The organism is Roseateles sp. GW821-FHT09H11, from assembly GCF_059415845.1.
Genome location: NZ_JBWKOA010000004.1, coordinates 322,774 through 341,159, shown reverse-complemented (window position 1 = coordinate 341,159; position 18,386 = coordinate 322,774). Strand labels below are relative to the sequence as shown.

The window sequence follows — 18,386 nt, the reverse complement described above, 5'->3', positions numbered from 1 at the left end:
CGAAACGCACATCGTCGCGACCCGCCGTGAATCGACTTTCCCCAGTATCCATCGGGTCGAAAGTCATGCATGACGATCGGCTCCGCAGCGCATGACGACGCGATGACAAGACCTGACCCTCGGCGTGATGGGTTCGGGCCATGACTTCCGCTCGGCCGTCCCGAAAGGCATGGGTCCCGAATGGCACGGGGCCTGCCGCGCCTCACGGCGGGCAGGCCCCGGAGGCCGCGGCACGGTGTCGCCGCGGCGGGGTCGGCGCGTCACCAGACCTTGATCGGATCCGCTGCCACCATCGCGTCGCCGCCCTTGCAACTGAAGGCCTTGGCGAACTCCGGCATGTTGGACATCGGCGCCAGCACGCGGAACTTGCCCGGCGAGTGCGGGTCGGTGCGCAGCTGGTTCAGCAGCGCCGCTTCGCGCGACTTGTTGCGCCAGACCATGGCGTTGGACAGGAAGAAGCGCTGCTCCGGGGTGAAACCGTCGATCTTGTCGGTCTTGCCCGTGCGGCGCAGCGCGTTCTGCAGCGCGTCGAAGGCGATCGGCATGCCGGCCATGTCGGAGATGTTCTCGCCCAGCGTGAGCCGCCCGTTGATGTGCGTGCCCTTGACCGGCTCGTAGCTCTCGTAGAGCGCCACGACGCGGTCGGCGCGGGCCTTGTAGTTCTCGGCGTCGGCGGTGGTCCACCAGTCGTTGAGGCTGCCGATGCTGTCGAACTGCCGGCCGCGGTCGTCGAAGTGATGGACGATCTCGTGCCCGATCACCATGCCGATGCCGCCGTAGTTGACGGCGTCGTCGGCCTTCGCGTCGAAGAACGGCGGCTGCAGGATGCCGGCGGGGAAGGTGATCTCGTTGAGGCCGCCCGCCTGCGCGTTCACGATGTACGGCGACATGGTCCAGCGCGTGCGGTCGCTCGGGCGGTCCAGGTCCTTGATCTGCTCGCCGTGGAACCAGGCCGCGGCGCGCAGCTGGTTGCCGGCGAAGTCCTTCGGATCGAGCGTCATGCCCTCGTACTTCGGCCAGGACGCGGGCGCGCCGATCTTGGGCTGCATCGCCTCGAGCTTCTCCAGCGCCTTGACCTTGGTGTCGGAATTCATCCAGGCGAGGTTCTGGATGCGCGTCTTCATCGCGGCCTTGACGTCGCCGATCAGCAGCGTCGCGCGGCGCTGCGCCTCGGGCGAGAAGGCCTTGGACACGAACAGCTCGCCCAGCGCCAGGCCCAGCGGGCTGCCGCCGGTGCGGCCGCCGATCAGCTGGATGACTTCCTCGTCGCGCGGCATCGGCTGCTCGAGCCCGGAGATGGTCGCGCCGCGGTAGTCGAAGTCCGCCTCGGCGAAGGCCTTCGGCAGGCGGGCGGCGCTGTTCTCCAGCACGCGCATCCGGAGGTAGGTCTGCCAGGTGGCGAGCGGGACCTTCCCGGCCATCTGCGCGACGCGCGCCAGGAAGTCGGGTTGCGCCACGATCAGCCGTTCGACGCCGCCGGCCCGCGTGTCGCTGCGGGTGAGCGCCTTCAGATATCCGTCCCAGGCCAGCCCCGGCGCCTTGCCCGCGAGTTCGGCCGTGGTCATCGGGTTGTAGACCTTGAGCGGATCGCGCAGCTGCGCGCGCGGCGTCGTCGCGTCGGCCAGTTGGGACTCGAAGGCCATCAGCGCGTCGATCGCGGCCGGCGTGGCGTCGAACCCTGCCGACGACAACAGCCGTTGCGCATACAGCCGGTAGGCCGTGCGCAGCTTCTTGGCGATGTCGCTGTCCTTGAAGTAGTCGTCGCGGTCCGGCAGGCCCAGGCCCGACTGGCCCAGCGTCAGCACATTCACGCGGGTGTTCTTGACGTCGGCGCGCACGGAGGCGCCCACCGGCGCGGCGATGCCCACGCGGCCGAACTGCGCCAGCACGAAGGGCAGATCCTCCGCCGACTTCATCGAGGCGACGCGATCGAGCAACGGCTTGATCGGCTTCAGGCCCTGCGCCTCGATGGCGGCCCGGTCCATGCCGCTGGCGTAGTACGCGGCGACCTGCTTCAAGCCCGGCGACTTCTGCAGCTCCGGCTTGGCCAGCAGCTCCGCCAGCGCGTCGCTCAGCAGCCGGTCGTTGGCCACGCGCAGCGCGTCGAAGCTGCCGATCCGGGTGCGGTCGGCCGGCAACTCGGTGCGGGCGACCCACGGCCCGTTCACGTAGTCATAGAAGTCGGCGCAAGGCTGGACGTCGGGCGAGAAGCTTGCGACATCCAGGGCGCGCGCCGGTGCTGCGGCGAGGGCCAGGGTGGAGGCAGCCGCGGCCGCAATCAGGCGTAGTGGAAGCATGGTTATTTGTCACCAATGTGTGGCGAAAACGACAAGCCGCACAGGCTAATCGACCCCCCTGTCCCCCGCCATCCGAGGCGTCCCGCGCATGGCTTCCGACACCCCGGGCACGCCGTTCGCGCAGGTCCGCAAACTGCGCGCAAACATTACGAATCAGGGCGTTAGCTGGAAGAAAGGGGCGATTGGCAGATCAAAGTCTGCGTTTTGACACAAATAGGTTATAGGGGTATTCCTTCCTGTTAACTGTTTCAGGTAGGTCGGTTGGCGCCCAACTGTCTTCCTACACTGCATCGCACGCCAATCGGATTGGGCCGATCGGCGTGCCCCACCAGCGGTGCCAACGCGCCAGACGTTCGGGGCTTTGCAGGCGTCGGCGAACCCGGCGTCGATCGAGAACTCTGGAGATGACAAGCATGTTGCGATTGAACAAGCTCAGCGTCGCGCTGGCTGTGGGTCTCGTCACGATGGGCGCCGCCCAGGCGGGCGTGTCGTCGGTGGACATCGACAAGGCGCCGCGGCAACTGAGCGAACAGACCGATCGTCTGATCGTGAAATACAAGGACGGCAGCACCGTCGTGCAAGGGCGCCTGGGCGCCGCGATCCAGGCGCAATCGGTGGCCAGCGATGCCATCGGCGCCCGTACCGAGCGCCTGCAGCAACTGGCGGCGCCGCTGGGCACCCGGCTGTCGCTGGTGCGCCAGATGGGCACCGGCGCCCACGTGTTCAAGCTGGACCGCCGGCTGAACCTGCAGGAACTGCGCGATCTGGGCGACCGGATCAAGGCGCAGGACGCCAACGTCGAATACGTCGAACCCGACCGCAAGATGCACGCGCTGTTCGTGCCGAACGACAGCAGCTACGGCTCGCAATGGGACCTGTCCGAGAGCGTCGGCGGCATCCGCGCACCGGCGGCCTGGGACCAGGCGACCGGCACCGGCGTCGTGGTCGCGGTCATCGACACCGGCTACCGGCCGCATGCGGACCTGTCGGGCCAGATCGTCGCGGGCTACGACATGATCGTGGACACCACGGTCTCCGTGGACGGCAACGGCCGTGACAACGACCCGAGCGACCCCGGCGACTACAACGCCGCCAATGAGTGCCAGGCCGGCGACCCGGCCTCCACGTCCAGCTGGCACGGCACGCACGTGGCCGGCACGATCGCGGCCAAGACCAACAACGCCCTGGGCGTGGCGGGCATCGCCTACAACGCCAAGGTCCAGCCGATCCGCGTGCTGGGCAAGTGCGGCGGGTACACCTCCGACATCGCCGACGGCATGACCTGGGCCTCGGGCGGCAGCGTCTCCGGCCTGCCGACCAACGCGACGCCGGCCAAGGTGCTGAACCTGTCGCTGGGCGGTGGCGGCGCCTGCGACACCACGACGCAGACGGCGATCAACGGTGCCCGCTCGCGCGGCGCCAGCGTCATCGTCGCCGCCGGCAACGAGAACCAGAACGCGTCGAACTCCAGCCCGGCGAACTGCTCGGGCGTGGTCGTGGTCGCGGCGACGGATCGCAACGGCGCCCGCGCGTACTACTCGAACTACGGCTCGATCGTGACGCTGGCCGCGCCGGGCGGCGACGTCCGTTCCAGCGCCAGCAACGGCATCCTGTCGACGCTGAACAACGGCACCAGCACGCCGGGCGCGGACAGCTACGCCTACTACCAGGGCACCTCGATGGCCACGCCGCACGTGGCCGGTGTCGCGGCCCTGATGTACAGCGCCAAGCCCACCGCCACGCCGGACGAGATCACGGCCGCGCTCAAGAGCAGCGCCCGCGCCTTCCCCGGCACCTGCAGCCAGTGCGGTTCCGGCCTGCTGGACGCGAACGCCGCGATCACGGCGATCAAGGGCGGCGGCGGTGGCGGCGGCACGATCGCCGAGGTCGAGCCCAACAACAGCCGCACCGCGCCGCAGACCGTCAGCGCGCCGGTCCAGGTGACGGGCAGCCTGTCGACTTCCGACACCAACGACTACTTCAAGGTCACGCTGCCCGCGGGCAAGACGCTGAGCGCGACCTTGACGCCGGCCAGCGGCAAGGACTTCGACCTGCAGCTGCAGAACAGCAGCGGCACGCAGCTCAAGCTCAGCGAAAACGGCGCTGGCGCCGTCGACAGCTTCACGTACGCGAACACCGGATCGTCCTCGATCGTCGTGTACGTGCGGGCTTATTACTACTCGGGCACCAGCGGCACGTACACGCTGAACCTGAGCTGGTAAGGAGCCCCGCAGGACTTGCCACTCTCCTCGTTTGGTAAGCCGGGTGCCTCGGGCCCGAACGGGGCTCCCGTTGAATCCCGCCGGTGAAAGCTGGCGGGATTTTTTTCGTTGCTCACCCCGCCGGCCGGGCGCCTCGATCGCCCACCCGACCAGCCCCCGTCGTGCGAGGCCACGCACCGGTACACTGCCCGCTTGTTTTTCGCAGCGATGTGCCCGGTCAGCCGGGGAGATCGCGTGATCATGGCCGGCATCGATTCCACCACCCCGCTCCCCACCGACATCGTCGTGCACCAGCAATCCAGGGTGCTGGAGCTCGCCTTCACCGACGGTGTGCGTTTCCGCATCCCGTTCGAGCTGATGCGCGTGCGCAGCCCGTCGGCGGAAGTGCAGGGCCACGGCCCGGGCCAGGAGACGCTGCAGACCGGCAAGCGCGATGTGACCATCGTGGCGGTCGAGCAGGTCGGCCACTACGCGCTGAAGCCGACCTTCTCCGACGGTCACGAGAGCGGCCTGTTCACCTGGGCCTATCTGTACGAGCTCGGCCGTGACCAGGACCGCCTGATGCGCGAGTACGAAGAGAAGCTGGCCGCCGCGGGCCTGGACCGCGACGCGCCCATGGCGACGAAGGCCGCGGGCGGCCATTCGCACGGCGGCGGCAGCTGCGGCAGCCATTGATCGATCGACCTTCCGCGGCGATTGCCCCCGACGCGCCCCCATTCAGCAGGACCCCACCATGAGCTCCACCCATTTCGGCTTCGAGTCCGTCGACGAAACCGCCAAGGCCAGGCGCGTGCGCGGCGTGTTCGACTCGGTCGCCGCGCGCTACGACGTCATGAACGACCTGATGTCGATGGGGATGCACCGCGCCTGGAAGCTGTACACGCTGGCCGTGGCCAACCTGAAGCCGGGCGACCGGGTGCTGGACATCGCCGGCGGCACGGGCGACATGGCCCGGCTGTTCGCGAAGAAGGTCGGCGAGCGCGGCATGGTCGTGCACACCGACATCAACGAGGCCATGCTGCGCACCGGCCGCGAGCGTCTGATCGACGAGGGCATGGTGCTGCCCACCAACCTCTGCGACGCCGAGGCGCTGCCCTACAAGGACGGCTCCTTCGACCTGGTCTGCGTGGCTTTCGGCCTGCGCAACATGACGCACAAGGACCTGGCGCTGGCCGAGATGAACCGCGTGCTGCGCCCAGGCGGCCGGCTGCTGGTGCTGGAGTTCTCGCAGGTCGCGGCGCCGCTGCGCAAGCCCTACGACTGGTATTCCTTCAAGATCCTGCCCCGCATCGGCTCGCTGATCGCCGGCGACGCCGACAGCTACCGCTACCTGGCCGAATCGATCCGCATGCACCCGCCGCAGGCCGAGCTCAAGGCCATGATGAAGACGGCGGGCTTCGGTCATGTGGACGTGCACAACCTGACCGGCGGCGTCGTGGCGCTGCACGCCGGCATCAAGTGCTGAGCGACGGCAAGGCCTGACCCCGCGCGCCAGCAAGCAGGGCCCCGAAAGGGGCCCTGGCTCATTGGGGAACGGAGATCAGCGGGCCGGCGTCAGCAGGGCGCCTTCCACTCCCGGAGTTCGGTGGCGAGGATGGGATGGCCGTCCTGCTCGGCGCGACGGGCGAGTTCGTCGACGTTGCCGTCGGTGACGAACTCATGGCCCACGCCCTTCACGAGCTGGCCGTAGACGCTGTCGAGGTCGTCGGAATCGACGTCGGTATCGGAGGTCGGGAACGGCGGCGTGTCGGCTGGCAGTTCCGGGCGGAGTTGATGCGTCGAATGGGAGGGGGAATGGGCCATCGGAGTGCTCCTTGAGTCGATGAGTCGAGGGGAGGTCTTACGGAATGGCGAGGCCGTCGTCACTTCGGGCGGACGGCCTTGCGATTGGAACGGGGCAGCTTTCCCTCCCGCAACTGCTTGACCGCGTCGCCGACAAGGTTGGCCACCAGTCGGACCTCGTCCTGCAGGGCTTCGTCGCGGTCGAGCGCCTCGTGGCTGTTGAAGTAGGGCTCGAAGTAGCCGATGTAGCGGTCGAGCCGGGACAGGCTGCCGGCGTCGATCAGGCCCATCCAATCCAGCCAGTCGCCGAGGTTGCGGCGTTGAGCTTCCACGCCGGCCACGTCGCCGTGCACCACCAGGCCGTAAGCGCGGCCTTCGAGGTGCTTGGGATAGTCCCACCCCTTTTCTTCGATCGCCTTGGCTTCCGCGGCCTTCTTGCCGTGGGTCGAAGTCGGATCGGGATTGCCGCCGTCCGCGCAGACCAGGCGGTCGATCATCAGCTTCAATGCGCTGGGCGACTGGTACCAGTAGGTCGGGGTGAACAGGATCACGCCGTGCGCGGAGACCCAGCGCTCGTAGATCTCGTTCATCCAGTCGCTGGACTGGTCGAGCGCGTGATTCGGATAGCAGCTGCAGGGCCAGTGGCAGAGCGGCATCGCGGTGGACACGCAGCCCTTGCAAGGATGGATCTGGCGGCCGTACTCGGAGGTGATCAGGCTCAGGTCCAGGACATCGATGATCACGTCGTGCCGGCTGAGCTGGTCCTTGGCGATCTGGGTCAGACGCCAGGTCTTGGACATCTCCCCCGGGCAGGTGCCGTCGTTGCGGTCGCTGCCGCAGATGAGCAGCACGCGCGAGCGCGTGGCCGGATCGCTCCAGCGCTGCTGCGCCAGCTGGAGCCGTTGATGCGCGTCCAGCCACTCGACCGAGGTCTCGTACGACGGGTCCTTGAAGCCGCTGCCCGCCGGACGGGTGATCGGCGACTTGCGGCCCTCCTTCATCGCCTCGAAGGCGATGACCTCCAGGCGCGCGATGGCCTCGTGCTCGGCGCGGTAGGCCGGGTCCTGGAAGCGGCGCATGAAGCGCTCATGGAATTGCTCGCGGGTCAGCTCCGCGGGCTGCTGGCCCTTGCGGATCACGGTCATCGGCGGCCCCTCGGGTGGCGTTTCGGACAGTATTCGGGGCCCCGCGGGAGACACCCGTCGGACGAAGGCGCCTTGTGCGACGGGTGCTGTCCTACGCGCGTCGCGGTGACGGGTCCAGGGCGGTGCGACATGCACCCTGATCACGCGGCCTGCGCGGTGCATCGCACCGTGGGCGGGCACCGGCCCGTCGTCCTCCCCCTCAAACGCGGGGTGCGGCATTCCCGCCTCCGGGGTTCCCCGCAACCTGCTTGTCACGAAGCGACCCTACGCTCCGCCCGTTCCTTCACGTGCGTGAAGTCAAGCGCACAACTTCACATGATTTGCCGACAAATTGTTGCCGTAAACGTTTGCGCAAACCGTTGAATCATCGATACGACAGTCCGGGGGTTGCCATGAAATTCAAATCCATCCTGCTCGCCGCAGGTCTCCTGTGGGCCGGTCTGGCCCAGGCCGACACCGTCGCGCTGTGGGGCTTCAACCAGGTCGGGGTCAATGCCCAGAACCAGCCGGTCTATTCGACCAAGCCGACCTACACCGACCACGGTGGTGCCTTCCTGGACACCTTGGGCGTGTCCACGACCTTCGTCAGCCAGTCCGGCTCGTCGGACACCACCGGCGGCAGCATGGCGCTCAACACCGCCGGCTACGCGAGCCAGGGCACGGGCGACCGTACGACCGGCGTGCAGTTCTCGATCGACACCACCGGATTCCAGGACATCGTCCTGACCTTCGACCAGCGCAACAGCGCCACCGCGTCCGCCTGGACCGCGCTGCTGTACACGATCGACGGCGAGAACTGGGTCGAGGCCACCACCTTCCGCATGCTGCGCGACAGCGTCTTCGTGAAGGGGCTGGGCTTCAACTTCTCCGACATCGCGGGCGTCGACGACAACGCCAATTTCGCGGTGCAACTGGTCAGCATGTTCGCGCCCGGCACGCAGGCCTACGCCGGCACCGGCGGCAATTACGGCACCGGCGGGACCATCCGCTACGACATGGTCCAGTTCGCGGGCTCGCTGATCCCCGAGGTCGACGTGCCGGAAGTGCCCGAGCCCGCCTCGATCGCGCTGGCCGTGGTCGCGCTGGGCGCGATGGGCCTGAGCATCCGCCGCCGCAAGCAGGCCTGAACCAAGTCGAGGAGAACTCCCATGAACTTCCGCACCCTGTTCCCCCAGTCCGGACGCGCCGTGCTGCGCCTCACCACGCTGAGCGCGATGGCTGTCGTGCTGACCGCCTGCGGCGGCGGCCTCAACGGCGAGAAGTCGCAGACGCAGCAGCAGGCGACCACGCCCGATGACCGCGCGACCGCGCTGACCGCCGATCCCTCGGCGAAGTACCCCGACCACCACGAGTTCGACGCCGCGCTCGACGTGCCGTTCACCGGCGCCGAGACCACCGGCGCGCGCGACTTCGCGGTCCACCTCGATTACGTCGGCGCGCCCGTCGGCACGCTGCTGGCTTATCGCGTCGAACTGCGCTCGCCCGCCGGTGCCGTCGTCAAGCGCTGGAGCGGCGTCGAGAAGTACGCCGGCGACGTCAAGAGCGTCACGTTGAACTGGGCCGGGCGCGGCAGTGCCGGCCTGCCGGATGGCATCTACACCGCGACGTTGACCGCGCTCAGCGCCAAGGCCGACGTCGCGCTGAAGAGCAGCGGCGGCGACGCCCAGTTCGCCGAGATCCTCGCCGCCCAGCAGGCCGGCGAAGGCGGCCACGCGGTCGAACAGAGCTGGAACTTCGCCATCGGCAAGCCGGCCAGGATCGCGATGGGCACGCTGCGTCCGCTGGCGATGGGCGCCGCGGGCGAGGCCGACCAGCGCGTGCGCGCGCAGTCGGCGGCGGTGGGCGCGGGCTCGTGGCCCTACACCATCTACTACGGCAGCTTCCACGGCCAGACCAACGACTCCGACGGCGGCGGCGCCATCGGCAGCTGCAACTCGTCGCAGCCGGCGCAGAGCGGCGCCTTCGGTCCCGACGCGGCCTTCCCGTACGCGAAGGACGCGGGCCTGGACATCTTCGCCAACACCGACCACAACCACTACTACGACGGCTCGTCCAGCACCAACACCAGCGGCAGCGCCACCGCGGCCAAGGCGCGCTACCAGCGCGGCCTGCAGATCGCGGCCGACTACACCGCGGCCAACGCCGGCTTCCTGGCGATGTACGGCATGGAGTGGGGTGTCATCAGCAACGGCGGCCACCTGAACATCTTCAACAGCAACGAGCTGTTCTCGTGGGAATACAACGCGCAGAACGAGCTCTTCGGCGACCGCTACATCGCCAAGAACGACTACGCCACGCTGTACTCGGTGATGCGCGCCCAGGGGCTGATCGGCCAGTTCAACCATCCGGACTCGAGCGGCCAGTTCATCATCAGCGGCACCGACATGGCCTACAGCGCCGACGGCGACGAGGTGATGGTGATGTCGGAGGTGATGAACACCTCGGCGTTCTCGTCCAACACGACCGAGAGCGAGACCTCGCGCAGTTCGTACGAGGGCTCGTGGAAGAAGCTGCTGGAGCGCGGCTTCCACGTGGCGCCGGCGACCAACCAGGACAACCACTGCGCCAACTGGGGCAAGTCCTACACGAACCGCACCGCGGTCCTGATCCCCACGGGCACGCCGCTGAGCAAGGCCGCGCTGGTCGACGCGCTGAAGGCACGCCGCGTCTTCGCGACGCTGGACAAGAACTCGCAACTGATCTTCAGCGCCAACGGCAAGATCATGGGCGAGCGCTTCGACAACGCGGGCGCGCTGGCGCTGAACGTCGGGTTCTACAACCCGAACGGCCGCACCGTCGTGCAGACCGAGATCTGGGAAGGCGTGCCCGGCCGCAATGGCACGGTCACGCTGCTGAGCAGCAACCCGACCGCCACCGTCACGCCGGCCAACGGCAAGCACTTCTACTACGCCAAGGTCACGCAGGACGACGGCAAGGTGCTGTGGTCCGCGCCGATCTGGGTCAACCAGGGCGTCAGCGGCGGCGACACCACGCCGCCCTCGGTGACCGCCGCGGTCAACGGCACCACCGGCACGATCACCTTCTCCGCCACCGCCAGCGACAACGTCGGCGTGACGCAGGTCGAGTTCTGGCTGGACGGCGCGCTGCGCGACATCGACACGACCGCGCCGTACTCGATCGCCGTCAACTCGGCGCAGCTGGCCAACGGCACGCACAGCCTCGTGGCCAAGGCCTACGACGCGGCCGGCAACACGACGACCTCGACGCCGGTCAGCTTCACCGTCAACAACGTGGTCGACGCGGCGGATGAGGTCGAGCCCAACAACACGATCTCCGCCGCGAACGCCGTCGGCAGCCGCAACCAGCTGACCGGCTTCATCGGCAGCGCCAGCGACATCGACTTCTTCAAGGTCACGCTCGCCGCCAACCAGCGCCTGCGCGTGGACATGACCGGCCCGACCTCGTCGAGCATCGACTACGACCTGTACGTGGTGAAGTCCACCGGCACGGGCCTGGCACGCTCGGAAGCGGTCGGCAGCACGGAGTCGCTGACGTACCAGAACGGCGCGACCGCGCAGACGGTCTACATCAAGGTGATGTCGTACTCGGGATCGAGCACGACCTCGCCCTACAAGCTGACGATCAGCTATCCCTGATGAAGGAACACGGCCGCTGAGGGGCGGCCGGGGAGGAGGCGGCGCGAGCGCTCTCACACTTGCTCCCTCTCCCGCTTGCGGGAGAGGGTGGGAGTGAAGGCCAGCAGCCGGTGAAGTCAGAAGAAGGCGGTCCCGCGAAGGACCGCCTTTTTTTTGTCAGCGCGCGGCCTGCGTCGCGGGCTCGACCGACTCCCAACCGCCGCCCAGCGCGAGGAACAGCTGCACCTGCTCATCGATCAGCGTGGCCTCGGAGGCGGCCAGCGCGGCATCGCTCGCGGCGAGCGCGCGCTCGGCGTCGAGCGCGTCCAGGTAGGCGACCTTGCCCCCCTGGTAGAGGCGCCGCGCCTGTCCGGCGACGATCGCCGCCTCGTCGCGCGAGGCTTGCAGCGCCGCGCGGCGGTCCAGTTCGCGGGCGTACTGGTTGAGGGCTGTCTCGGTCTCGCGCAGCGCGTTCAACACGGTACCGTCGAAGCGGGCCGCGGCCTGCCGCGTGCCGGCTTCAGCCTGTGCGATCCGCGCGTCCGCAATGCCGTTGTTGGGCAGCGTCCACGAGATCAGCGGCCCCAGGCTCCAGCTCAGCGTGTCGCTCTTGCCGAAGCCCGCGAGCGTGCCCGCCGAGCCGGCCGACAAGCCCAGGCTGATCTTCGGATAACGGTCCGCGATCGCGACGCCGATGCGCGCCGTCGCCGCATGCAGCTCGCGCTCGGCCTGCCGGATGTCGGGACGGCGGCGCAGCAGCGCGGCACCGTCGCCGACGGGGATCGTGCCGGTCACCTGCGGCGCGACGTGGCAGTCGGCCAACTCGCGCGGGAAGTCCTCGGGCAGTTCGCCGGTCAGGGTCGCGAGGCGGTACAGCGCCGACTGCCGCTGAGCCAGCAACGGCGGCAGCGCCGCCCGCAGTTGCTGGAGCTGGCTGCGGGCGCGCGCCGCGTCGATCTCGCCGACACGGCCGGCGCGCTGCAGACGCTCGGTGACATCGATCGCCTCGCGTTGCAGATCGACCGAATGCTGCGCGGATGTGAGCCGCTGACCGGTCGCGCAGGCTTCCGCATACGCGCGCGCCGTGCCCGCCGCCACGTTGACCTTCACGAGATCGAGCGCGGCCGAGGCCGCCTCGGTGCTCGCATGCGAGGACTCGATCGCGCGGCGGATCTGGCCGAACAGGTCGAGCTGGTACGAGAGGCCCACGCCCGCGCTGTAGCGGTAGGTGTCGGGCGGCACGTAGTCCTTCCTGAGCATCGACAGCCCGGACGGGTGACCGTAGCTGGGACCACCGTTGACGCTGACGGTCGGCTTCTCGCCGCCGGCGACTTCGGACTCGAGGGCCTGGACGCGTTCGAGGTTCGCGACCGCCTGCCGCAGGTCGGTGTTGCGCGCGAGGGCACGTTCCACCAGATCGTCGAGCCTGGGGTCCTGGAACAAGCGCCACCAATGCGGCGGCAGCGGGGCCGCGTCGAAGGGGACCGGCGTCGCCGCCGCCCGATCCGCGCCGGCATCGGCGCTCGCCATCTTCGCGGCGTCCGCGGCGCGTGCCTGTTCAAGGAAGGGCGCCGATGCGCGCGGCTTCATCACGACGGCGTCGGCGGGCACCTGATAGTGCGGTCCCTTCGGCGTGGTGGAGCACGCCGCCAACGCCGCGGCGGCGATCACCGCCAGCAGCGGTCTCATCACGACGCTCATGACTTCAACTCCGCCTTTGCTGTCGAGCCCGCCGTTGCCGTTGCCTTGGCCGTCGCGCCGGAGATCACCTGCACCGTCACTGTCTGACCGGCGACGAGCCGCTCCCCCGCCGGCAGCGGATCGAGCTTGACCCGCACCGGCACGCGCTGCGGCAGTCGCACCCAGTTGAAGGTCGGGTTCACGCTGGGCAGCAGGTTGGCGCTGGTGCTGCGGTCGCGGTCGGCGATGCCGGCGGAGAGGCTCTCCACGCGGCCCGTCAGCGCGCGGCTCGCGCCCATCGGCTTGACCTCGACGGCGTCGCCGACGTGGATGCGCGGCAGCTTGGTTTCCTCGAAGTAGCCCTCGACGTAGAGCGAGCCCGCATCCACGAGCGCGAGCACCGCATGCCCGGCGGTCGCATAGGCGCCCTGGCGCAGGTCGAAGTTGGTGATGGTGCCGGCGGATGGCGCGCGGATCTCGGCGCGCGCCAGATTGAGTTTGGCGCTGTCGACGGCCACCTCGGCCTGTGCGACGGCGGCGCGCGCCTGCTCGGCGCGGCTGCGGGTCTGCTCACTCGCTTCCTGTGAGACCAGCGTGCCGAGTCCCTTGTTGCGATCGGCCTCGCGCAGCGCCTGCGCCAGCGCGACCTTCTGCGCCGACAGCTGCGCCTGCGATTGCCGCAGCGCCAGCTCGTAGCGCGCGCGGTCGACCTCGAACAGCAGCGCGCCGGCGGCCACCTGCTGGTTGTCCTGCACCGGCACGGCGGTGACGAGGCCGGACACATCGGGGGCGATCTGCACGACGTTGGCGCGCACGCGGCCGTCGCGTGTCCAGGGCTGGAGCTCGTAACGGTCCCAGAGCTTGCCGGCCGCCCACAGGGCGCCGCCGACCGCCGCCAGGGTGACCACCATCGAGATCGCGCGGCGCAGGGGGAAGGAAGAAGGCTTCATGTCGTGGAGTCCAGGTTTCCGGAGTCGTTCATGCGTGGATCGGTCGACCGCTCATGCGGAGAGGTCGCTCGTTGAAGGCGGCAGGTCGTCAGCGTCGTCATCCCGGCCCGTGCAGCACGCGCAGCGAGGCGACGCTCAAGGCCCACAGCAGCAGCACGTAGACCGCGAGGTCGAACAGCGCCGGATGCCAGATCCAGCGGTATGCGCCGGCCCATGCGAGCAGCCGCCGCACGGCGGACAGCGCCAGGAGCGCCAGCGCCGCGAGCGGCATCAGCCAGGGCAGGTAGAGCCCGAAGAAATCCACTGCGCCGGTCATGCCGGGTTCTCCTTGTTCAGATCGCTCGAGCCGCTCGAGCCGCTCGAAGCGGTCGTGTCGGTCGTGTCGGTCGTTTCGATGGGTTCGCTCCCGTCGGTCGGTTCCATCTCGTCGGCAAGTCCGTCCTCTCCGGATCGATCCGGCCCCTCGGGGGAAACGATCGCGTCGATGGGCAGTCGCGGCTCCGACGCCTGCGGGAACAGGTTGCGACGCAGGCCTGTCAGCGCGCTGGCGGCCGGAATCGCTTCGGCCGGCAGCGACCGGGACGTGGGATAGACCTCGACGAGACGCGCGAGCGCCGTGTCCAGTCGATCCAGCAGAAGGGCGGGTGGCGATGCGATCGCGTCGGCGTCGCCGGCGATGCGCGCGCGCTGCCAGTCGCCGATGGCCGTCAGCAAGGGCTGCAGCGGCAGGGTCACCTCGCCCGGCAACTGGCCGCGCGCGCCTTGGAGCGCCACGAGGTCGGCGCCGACGCGCAGGTCGTGCAGCGCATCGTCGGTCGGGACGCCCGGCACCGAGCCGCCCGCCTGCGCCACGCGCGGGGCGAGCAGCGCGATGCGGTCCAGCATGCGCAGCAGGTAGGCCTGCGCGCGGCCGGCGGATCGCGGCAGGCGGGCCAGGTCGTCGAGCTCGCGCCAGGTCGCGCGCTGGATGCGGCGGGCGCTCCAGTCCGCGCCGACGGAGCGCATCAGCCGTGTCACGCGCGAGGCCACGAAAACGCCGGCCAGTTGGGCCAGCGTTCCGTTCACGAAGCTCGTCAGGTCGGCCTGCGCCGAGTCGTGCATCACCAGGGTGCCCATGACACCGAACAGGAACGGCAGCGCGGCTCCAACGGTCGACGGACGTCCAAGGAAGGCGCCGAGCACCAGGAACACCGGCGCGCACAACACGGCCAGGGTCCACATGTCCTGGACCAGCGGCAGCACCACGAGCACGAAGAACGCGCCGACCGGCAGCGACCAGAGGGTCCAGGTGAGGAAGCCATTGATCGCGGGCACCGGGTCGTCCATCGAGGCGTAGAAACAGCAGAAGATCGCGGCCATCAGCGCGGCCCCCGACCCCGACGACCATCCGGTGAGGATCCAGAAGGCGCAACAGACGAGGATCGCGATCAGCGCCGCCGCGCCGGACCACAGCGCCATGCCCAGATCCACGTGCAGCTTTGCGCCGCTCGGCGCGGGCGACGGTCGCAACGGCACGGCGGCACCCGCGAGGCCGCGGTCGATGTCGGCCCTCAGTTGCACGCTGTGCAGCCAGCCGTCGAGCAATTGGGACAGTCGTTCGGCCAGCGCGAGGCGGAGCAGCCGGGCCCAGGGATCGTCGGCGAGTTGTCCGCGCGGCGCGTCGCCCGTCAAGGCGGCGAGTTGCGCGCGCAGCGCCGGCAGTTGCGCCTGCGCATCGGCGGCGGACAGCGCCAGCCAGGGGCCGAGGCGGTCCAGCAGCGCCTGCACGTCTTCCGGCACGCCGCCATGCGCCTCCAGCGCCTGAAGGCGGTCCTCGATGCTGCCCAGCAGCGGCGTCAACGCGGCGACGCGGTCCTGCATCGCGTGCACGGCCTCCGCAGTCCATCGCAGGTGACCGGTGTCGAAGGGGATGTGCGTGGACAGCAGCCGCAGTTGCGTGATGTCGCCGGCGACCCGGCGGCGGTCGGTCCGGCCGTCACGGCGCGAGACGATGTCCGTGAGCCAGCCGCGCGTGTCGTCCAGCGTGCGATCCAGCAGCCCGAGTACCGACATCGCCAGGCTGGTGGGCCAGACCAGGCTGTGGACCAGCGTGGCGCAGAGCACGCCCAGGCCGATTTCCTCGACACGGGCGACGGCGGTGTCGAACATCGAGGACGGTGCGTCCACGGACGGGAAGCCGATCAATGCCGCCGTATATCCCGCCAGCATGAAGGCGTAGGCGCGCGGCGTGCGGTCGTGCAGCGACAGGGTCAGGCAGCCCGCGACCCACAACGCCAGGGCCAGGCTCAGGAGTTCCGGCGCATGGGCGAATCGCGGAACCAGCAGCACTGCCGCCGTGCCCCCGACCAGCGTGCCGCAGAAGCGGAAGACGGCCTTGGACCGCACGGCGCCCGCCATGGGGTTGGCGACGATGTACGCCGTCATCATGGCCCAGAAGGGGTGTGGCTGACCGGCCCAGCTCGCCAGGCACACCGCCAGCATCGCGCCGGCGAAGGCCTTGAACGAGAAGATCCACTCGGCGCGGGTGAAACGCGGCCGCAGGAGGGGCGGCAGCGACGGCATGCGCAGCGATGGCAAGGAAAGGGCGGGGAACTTCATGACTGAGGGGCTGCGGAAGTCGGCGTCACTTGCGCCGCGGCGGCACGATCGCCTTCGGCGCGCCGACGCGCTCGGACAGCGTGGCGAAGACGCGCAGCGCGGCTTCGATGTCGGCGTCCGGGATGCCCTCGTAGAGCGCGTTGCGCAGGTCGCGCAGCGTGTCCTCGATCTGCTCGCAGGCGTCCGCGCCCAAGGCGGTCAGGTGCAGCGTCTTGGCGCGACGGTCGTCGGGATCCTCGTGGCGCTCGATGAAGCCGCCGGTGATCAACTGGTCCACCGAACGCGTCAGCGACGGGCCCTCGATGCTCAGCAGCGTCGCGAGCTCGCCCTGCCGCAGGCCGTCGCCGCGGCGACCGATCATCACCAGGGGCCAGGCCAGCGCCTGCGACAGGCCGACATGGGCCATGGCCAGGTTGGCCTTCGCGCGGTACGCCCGCTCCAGCACGGGCAGCGTCATGCCGATCGACATCAGCGCGGTCTCGCGCGCGGTGCGCGTCAAGGTGCGAGGGGGCTTGGAGTTCGAGGACGTCATGACCGCGATTCTAATTAGGTAGCTTGCTATCTAATTCAGTAGGGTTTTTGTGGTCCTTCAAACCAGCCTCGGGCGGGCGAGCGCGGTGCGCGGTGGGCGAGGTACAAAAGAAAACGGCCGATCTCTCGATCGGCCGTTGCTTTTTCGCGTCGCGGGCTGTCAAGCCCGTGTAGCGACTTTGGGCGTCAGGCGCGCAAGGCGTCGGACGCGCCGGGGGTCAATCCTTGTCTTTCATCGTCAGCATGCGGTTGGTCCGCAGCGCCACCAGCGTGACGATGGAGCCCGACAGCAGGTAGGCGGTGACCGCCCACAGTCCGAACTTGGCCGACAGCCCCAGCGCCACCAGCGGGGCGAAGGCCGCGCCGATGATCCAGGCCAGGTCCGAGGTCAGCGCCGCGCCCGTGTAGCGGAAGTGGGGCAGGAAGTTGGACGTCACCGCGCCCGAGGACTGGCCGTACGACAGCCCCAGCAGCACGAAGCCGACCAGGATGAAGATGTTCTGGCCCATGGTCCCGCTGTCCAGCAGGATCGGGGCGAACAGGCTGAAGATGCCGATCGTCGTGGCCAGCATGCCCAGCGTGCTGCGCCGGCCGATCCGGTCGGCGATCAGCCCGGAGATGGGCATGGCCCCCGCCGCCAGCAGGGCGCCGATGATCTGCACGACCAGGAACTGGGTGACGTTCTGGTCCCCGTACAGCATCACCCACGACAGCGGGAACACCGTGACGATGTGGAACAGCGCATAGCTGGCCAGCGCCGCGAACGCGCCGATGAACAGGGTGGCGCCCTGCTTCTCGAACAGCTCGTCGACGTCGCAGGGGTCGAGCTCATGCTCCTCGAGGTTCTTCTCGTACTCGTGCGTCACGACCAGGCGCAGACGTGCGAACAGCGCCACGACGTTGATCGCGAACGCGGCGAAGAACGGGAAACGCCAGCCCCAGCTCAGGAAGTCGATGGTCGCCAGGCTGCTCCACAGGTAGGCGTAGAGCGCCGCGGCGATCAGGAAGCCGATCGGCGCGCCGAGCTGCCCGAGCATCGCGTACCAGCCGCGCCGGCCTTCGGGGGCGTTCAGCGCCAGCAGCGAGGGCAGGCCGTCCCAGGAGCCGCCCAGGGCCAGGCCTTGACCGATCCGGCACAGCGCCAGCAGGCCGATGGCCGCGCCGCCCCAGGTGTTGAACCCGGGCAGGACGGCGATCGTGCAGGTCGAGATCCCCAGCAGGAACAGCGCCACCGTGAGCTTCACGCTGCGGCCGAAGCGCCGCTGGATCTCCATGCCCACCAGCGTGCCGATCGGCCGCACCACGAAGGCCAGCGCCAGCAGCGCGAAGGCGTACAGCGTCCCTTCCAGCCGCTCCATGTGCGGGAAGAAGATCGACGGGAACACCAGCACCGAGGCGATGCCGTAGACGAAGAAGTCGAAGTACTCGGACGCCCGTCCGATCACCACGCCCACCGCGATGTCGCCCGGGGCGACCGCGTCCTGTTCCTCTTTCGTCGCCACCCCGCTGCCTCGCGGCAGCGGCTGCCCCACGGTCGCGAGGTGTTGCCCGGCTGTCGGAAGGGTGCTGCTGTTCATACGTCTCC

14 protein-coding genes are annotated in these 18,386 nt (G+C 69.1%); 5 read left to right on the top strand and 9 right to left on the bottom strand.

Annotated elements, in window-relative coordinates; translation table 11 throughout:
• Positions 1–260: 260 nt before the first annotated feature.
• Positions 261–2,297, bottom strand: a complete 2,037-nt coding sequence (locus AC07PR_RS15505; protein ID WP_495135788.1) for a M13 family metallopeptidase — start codon at positions 2,295–2,297, stop codon at positions 261–263.
• A 413-nt stretch (positions 2,298–2,710) separates the two neighbouring features.
• On the opposite strand from AC07PR_RS15505, the gene AC07PR_RS15500 reads away from it, so the two are divergent.
• The 3 genes from AC07PR_RS15500 to ubiE all read left to right on the top strand — a co-directional run bounded on the left by AC07PR_RS15500 (position 2,711) and on the right by ubiE (position 5,984).
• Positions 2,711–4,519, top strand: coding sequence for a S8 family peptidase (locus AC07PR_RS15500; RefSeq protein ID WP_495135787.1), 1,809 nt, complete (start codon positions 2,711–2,713; stop codon positions 4,517–4,519).
• 240 nt (positions 4,520–4,759) lie between these two features.
• The gene (locus AC07PR_RS15495; RefSeq protein WP_495135786.1) at positions 4,760–5,194 is read left to right on the top strand and encodes a gamma-butyrobetaine hydroxylase family protein; all 435 of its coding nucleotides are present in this window, start codon (positions 4,760–4,762) and stop codon (positions 5,192–5,194) included.
• Positions 5,195–5,252: 58 nt separating this feature from the next.
• Positions 5,253–5,984 carry a bifunctional demethylmenaquinone methyltransferase/2-methoxy-6-polyprenyl-1,4-benzoquinol methylase UbiE gene (gene ubiE / locus AC07PR_RS15490; protein WP_377157234.1) on the top strand — a complete coding sequence of 244 codons (732 nt, stop codon included), beginning with the start codon at positions 5,253–5,255 and terminating at the stop codon, positions 5,982–5,984.
• An 89-nt stretch (positions 5,985–6,073) separates the two neighbouring features.
• Here ubiE and AC07PR_RS15485 read toward each other — a convergent pair whose 3' ends face one another.
• Together AC07PR_RS15485 and AC07PR_RS15480 are read right to left on the bottom strand one after the other, a co-directional pair.
• Complete coding sequence (locus AC07PR_RS15485; RefSeq protein WP_431101950.1) at positions 6,074–6,322, bottom strand: hypothetical protein; 249 nt, start codon at positions 6,320–6,322, stop codon at positions 6,074–6,076.
• Positions 6,323–6,381: 59 nt separating this feature from the next.
• Positions 6,382–7,446 (bottom strand): flavodoxin family protein, encoded by a 1,065-nt coding sequence (locus AC07PR_RS15480; RefSeq protein WP_495135785.1) that lies wholly within the window; start codon positions 7,444–7,446, stop codon positions 6,382–6,384.
• A gap of 392 nt (positions 7,447–7,838) precedes the next feature.
• Between AC07PR_RS15480 and AC07PR_RS15475 the strand changes: the two genes are divergently transcribed.
• Both AC07PR_RS15475 and AC07PR_RS15470 read left to right on the top strand, forming a co-directional pair.
• Positions 7,839–8,573, top strand: a complete 735-nt coding sequence (locus AC07PR_RS15475) for a PEP-CTERM sorting domain-containing protein (RefSeq protein ID WP_377157228.1) — start codon at positions 7,839–7,841, stop codon at positions 8,571–8,573.
• 21 nt (positions 8,574–8,594) lie between these two features.
• On the top strand, positions 8,595–11,063 hold the full coding sequence (locus tag AC07PR_RS15470; RefSeq protein ID WP_495135784.1) for a CehA/McbA family metallohydrolase: 2,469 nt from the start codon (positions 8,595–8,597) through the stop codon (positions 11,061–11,063).
• 156 nt (positions 11,064–11,219) lie between these two features.
• Here the strand turns inward: AC07PR_RS15470 and AC07PR_RS15465 are convergent, their stop codons facing one another.
• From AC07PR_RS15465 to AC07PR_RS15440, 6 genes are all read right to left on the bottom strand, one after another.
• Positions 11,220–12,743, bottom strand: a complete 1,524-nt coding sequence (locus AC07PR_RS15465) for a TolC family protein (protein ID WP_495135783.1) — start codon at positions 12,741–12,743, stop codon at positions 11,220–11,222.
• On the bottom strand, positions 12,740–13,672 hold the full coding sequence (locus tag AC07PR_RS15460) for an efflux RND transporter periplasmic adaptor subunit (RefSeq protein WP_495135782.1): 933 nt from the start codon (positions 13,670–13,672) through the stop codon (positions 12,740–12,742). The genes AC07PR_RS15465 and AC07PR_RS15460 overlap by 4 nt, the downstream gene beginning before the upstream one ends.
• Before the next feature lie 97 nt (positions 13,673–13,769).
• Positions 13,770–13,988, bottom strand: a complete 219-nt coding sequence (locus tag AC07PR_RS15455) for a DUF1656 domain-containing protein (protein ID WP_377157221.1) — start codon at positions 13,986–13,988, stop codon at positions 13,770–13,772.
• On the bottom strand, positions 13,985–16,270 hold the full coding sequence (locus tag AC07PR_RS15450; RefSeq protein ID WP_495135781.1) for an FUSC family protein: 2,286 nt from the start codon (positions 16,268–16,270) through the stop codon (positions 13,985–13,987). Before AC07PR_RS15450 ends, AC07PR_RS15455 begins: the two co-directional genes overlap by 4 nt.
• 25 nt (positions 16,271–16,295) lie before the next feature.
• Entirely contained in the window at positions 16,296–16,802 is a 507-nt protein-coding gene (locus AC07PR_RS15445; RefSeq protein WP_377157219.1) for a MarR family winged helix-turn-helix transcriptional regulator, read from the bottom strand.
• A gap of 217 nt (positions 16,803–17,019) precedes the next feature.
• A complete protein-coding gene (locus AC07PR_RS15440) occupies positions 17,020–18,378 on the bottom strand; it encodes an MFS transporter (protein WP_377157218.1) in 1,359 nt (452 codons plus the stop codon).
• Positions 18,379–18,386: the final 8 nt, after the last annotated feature.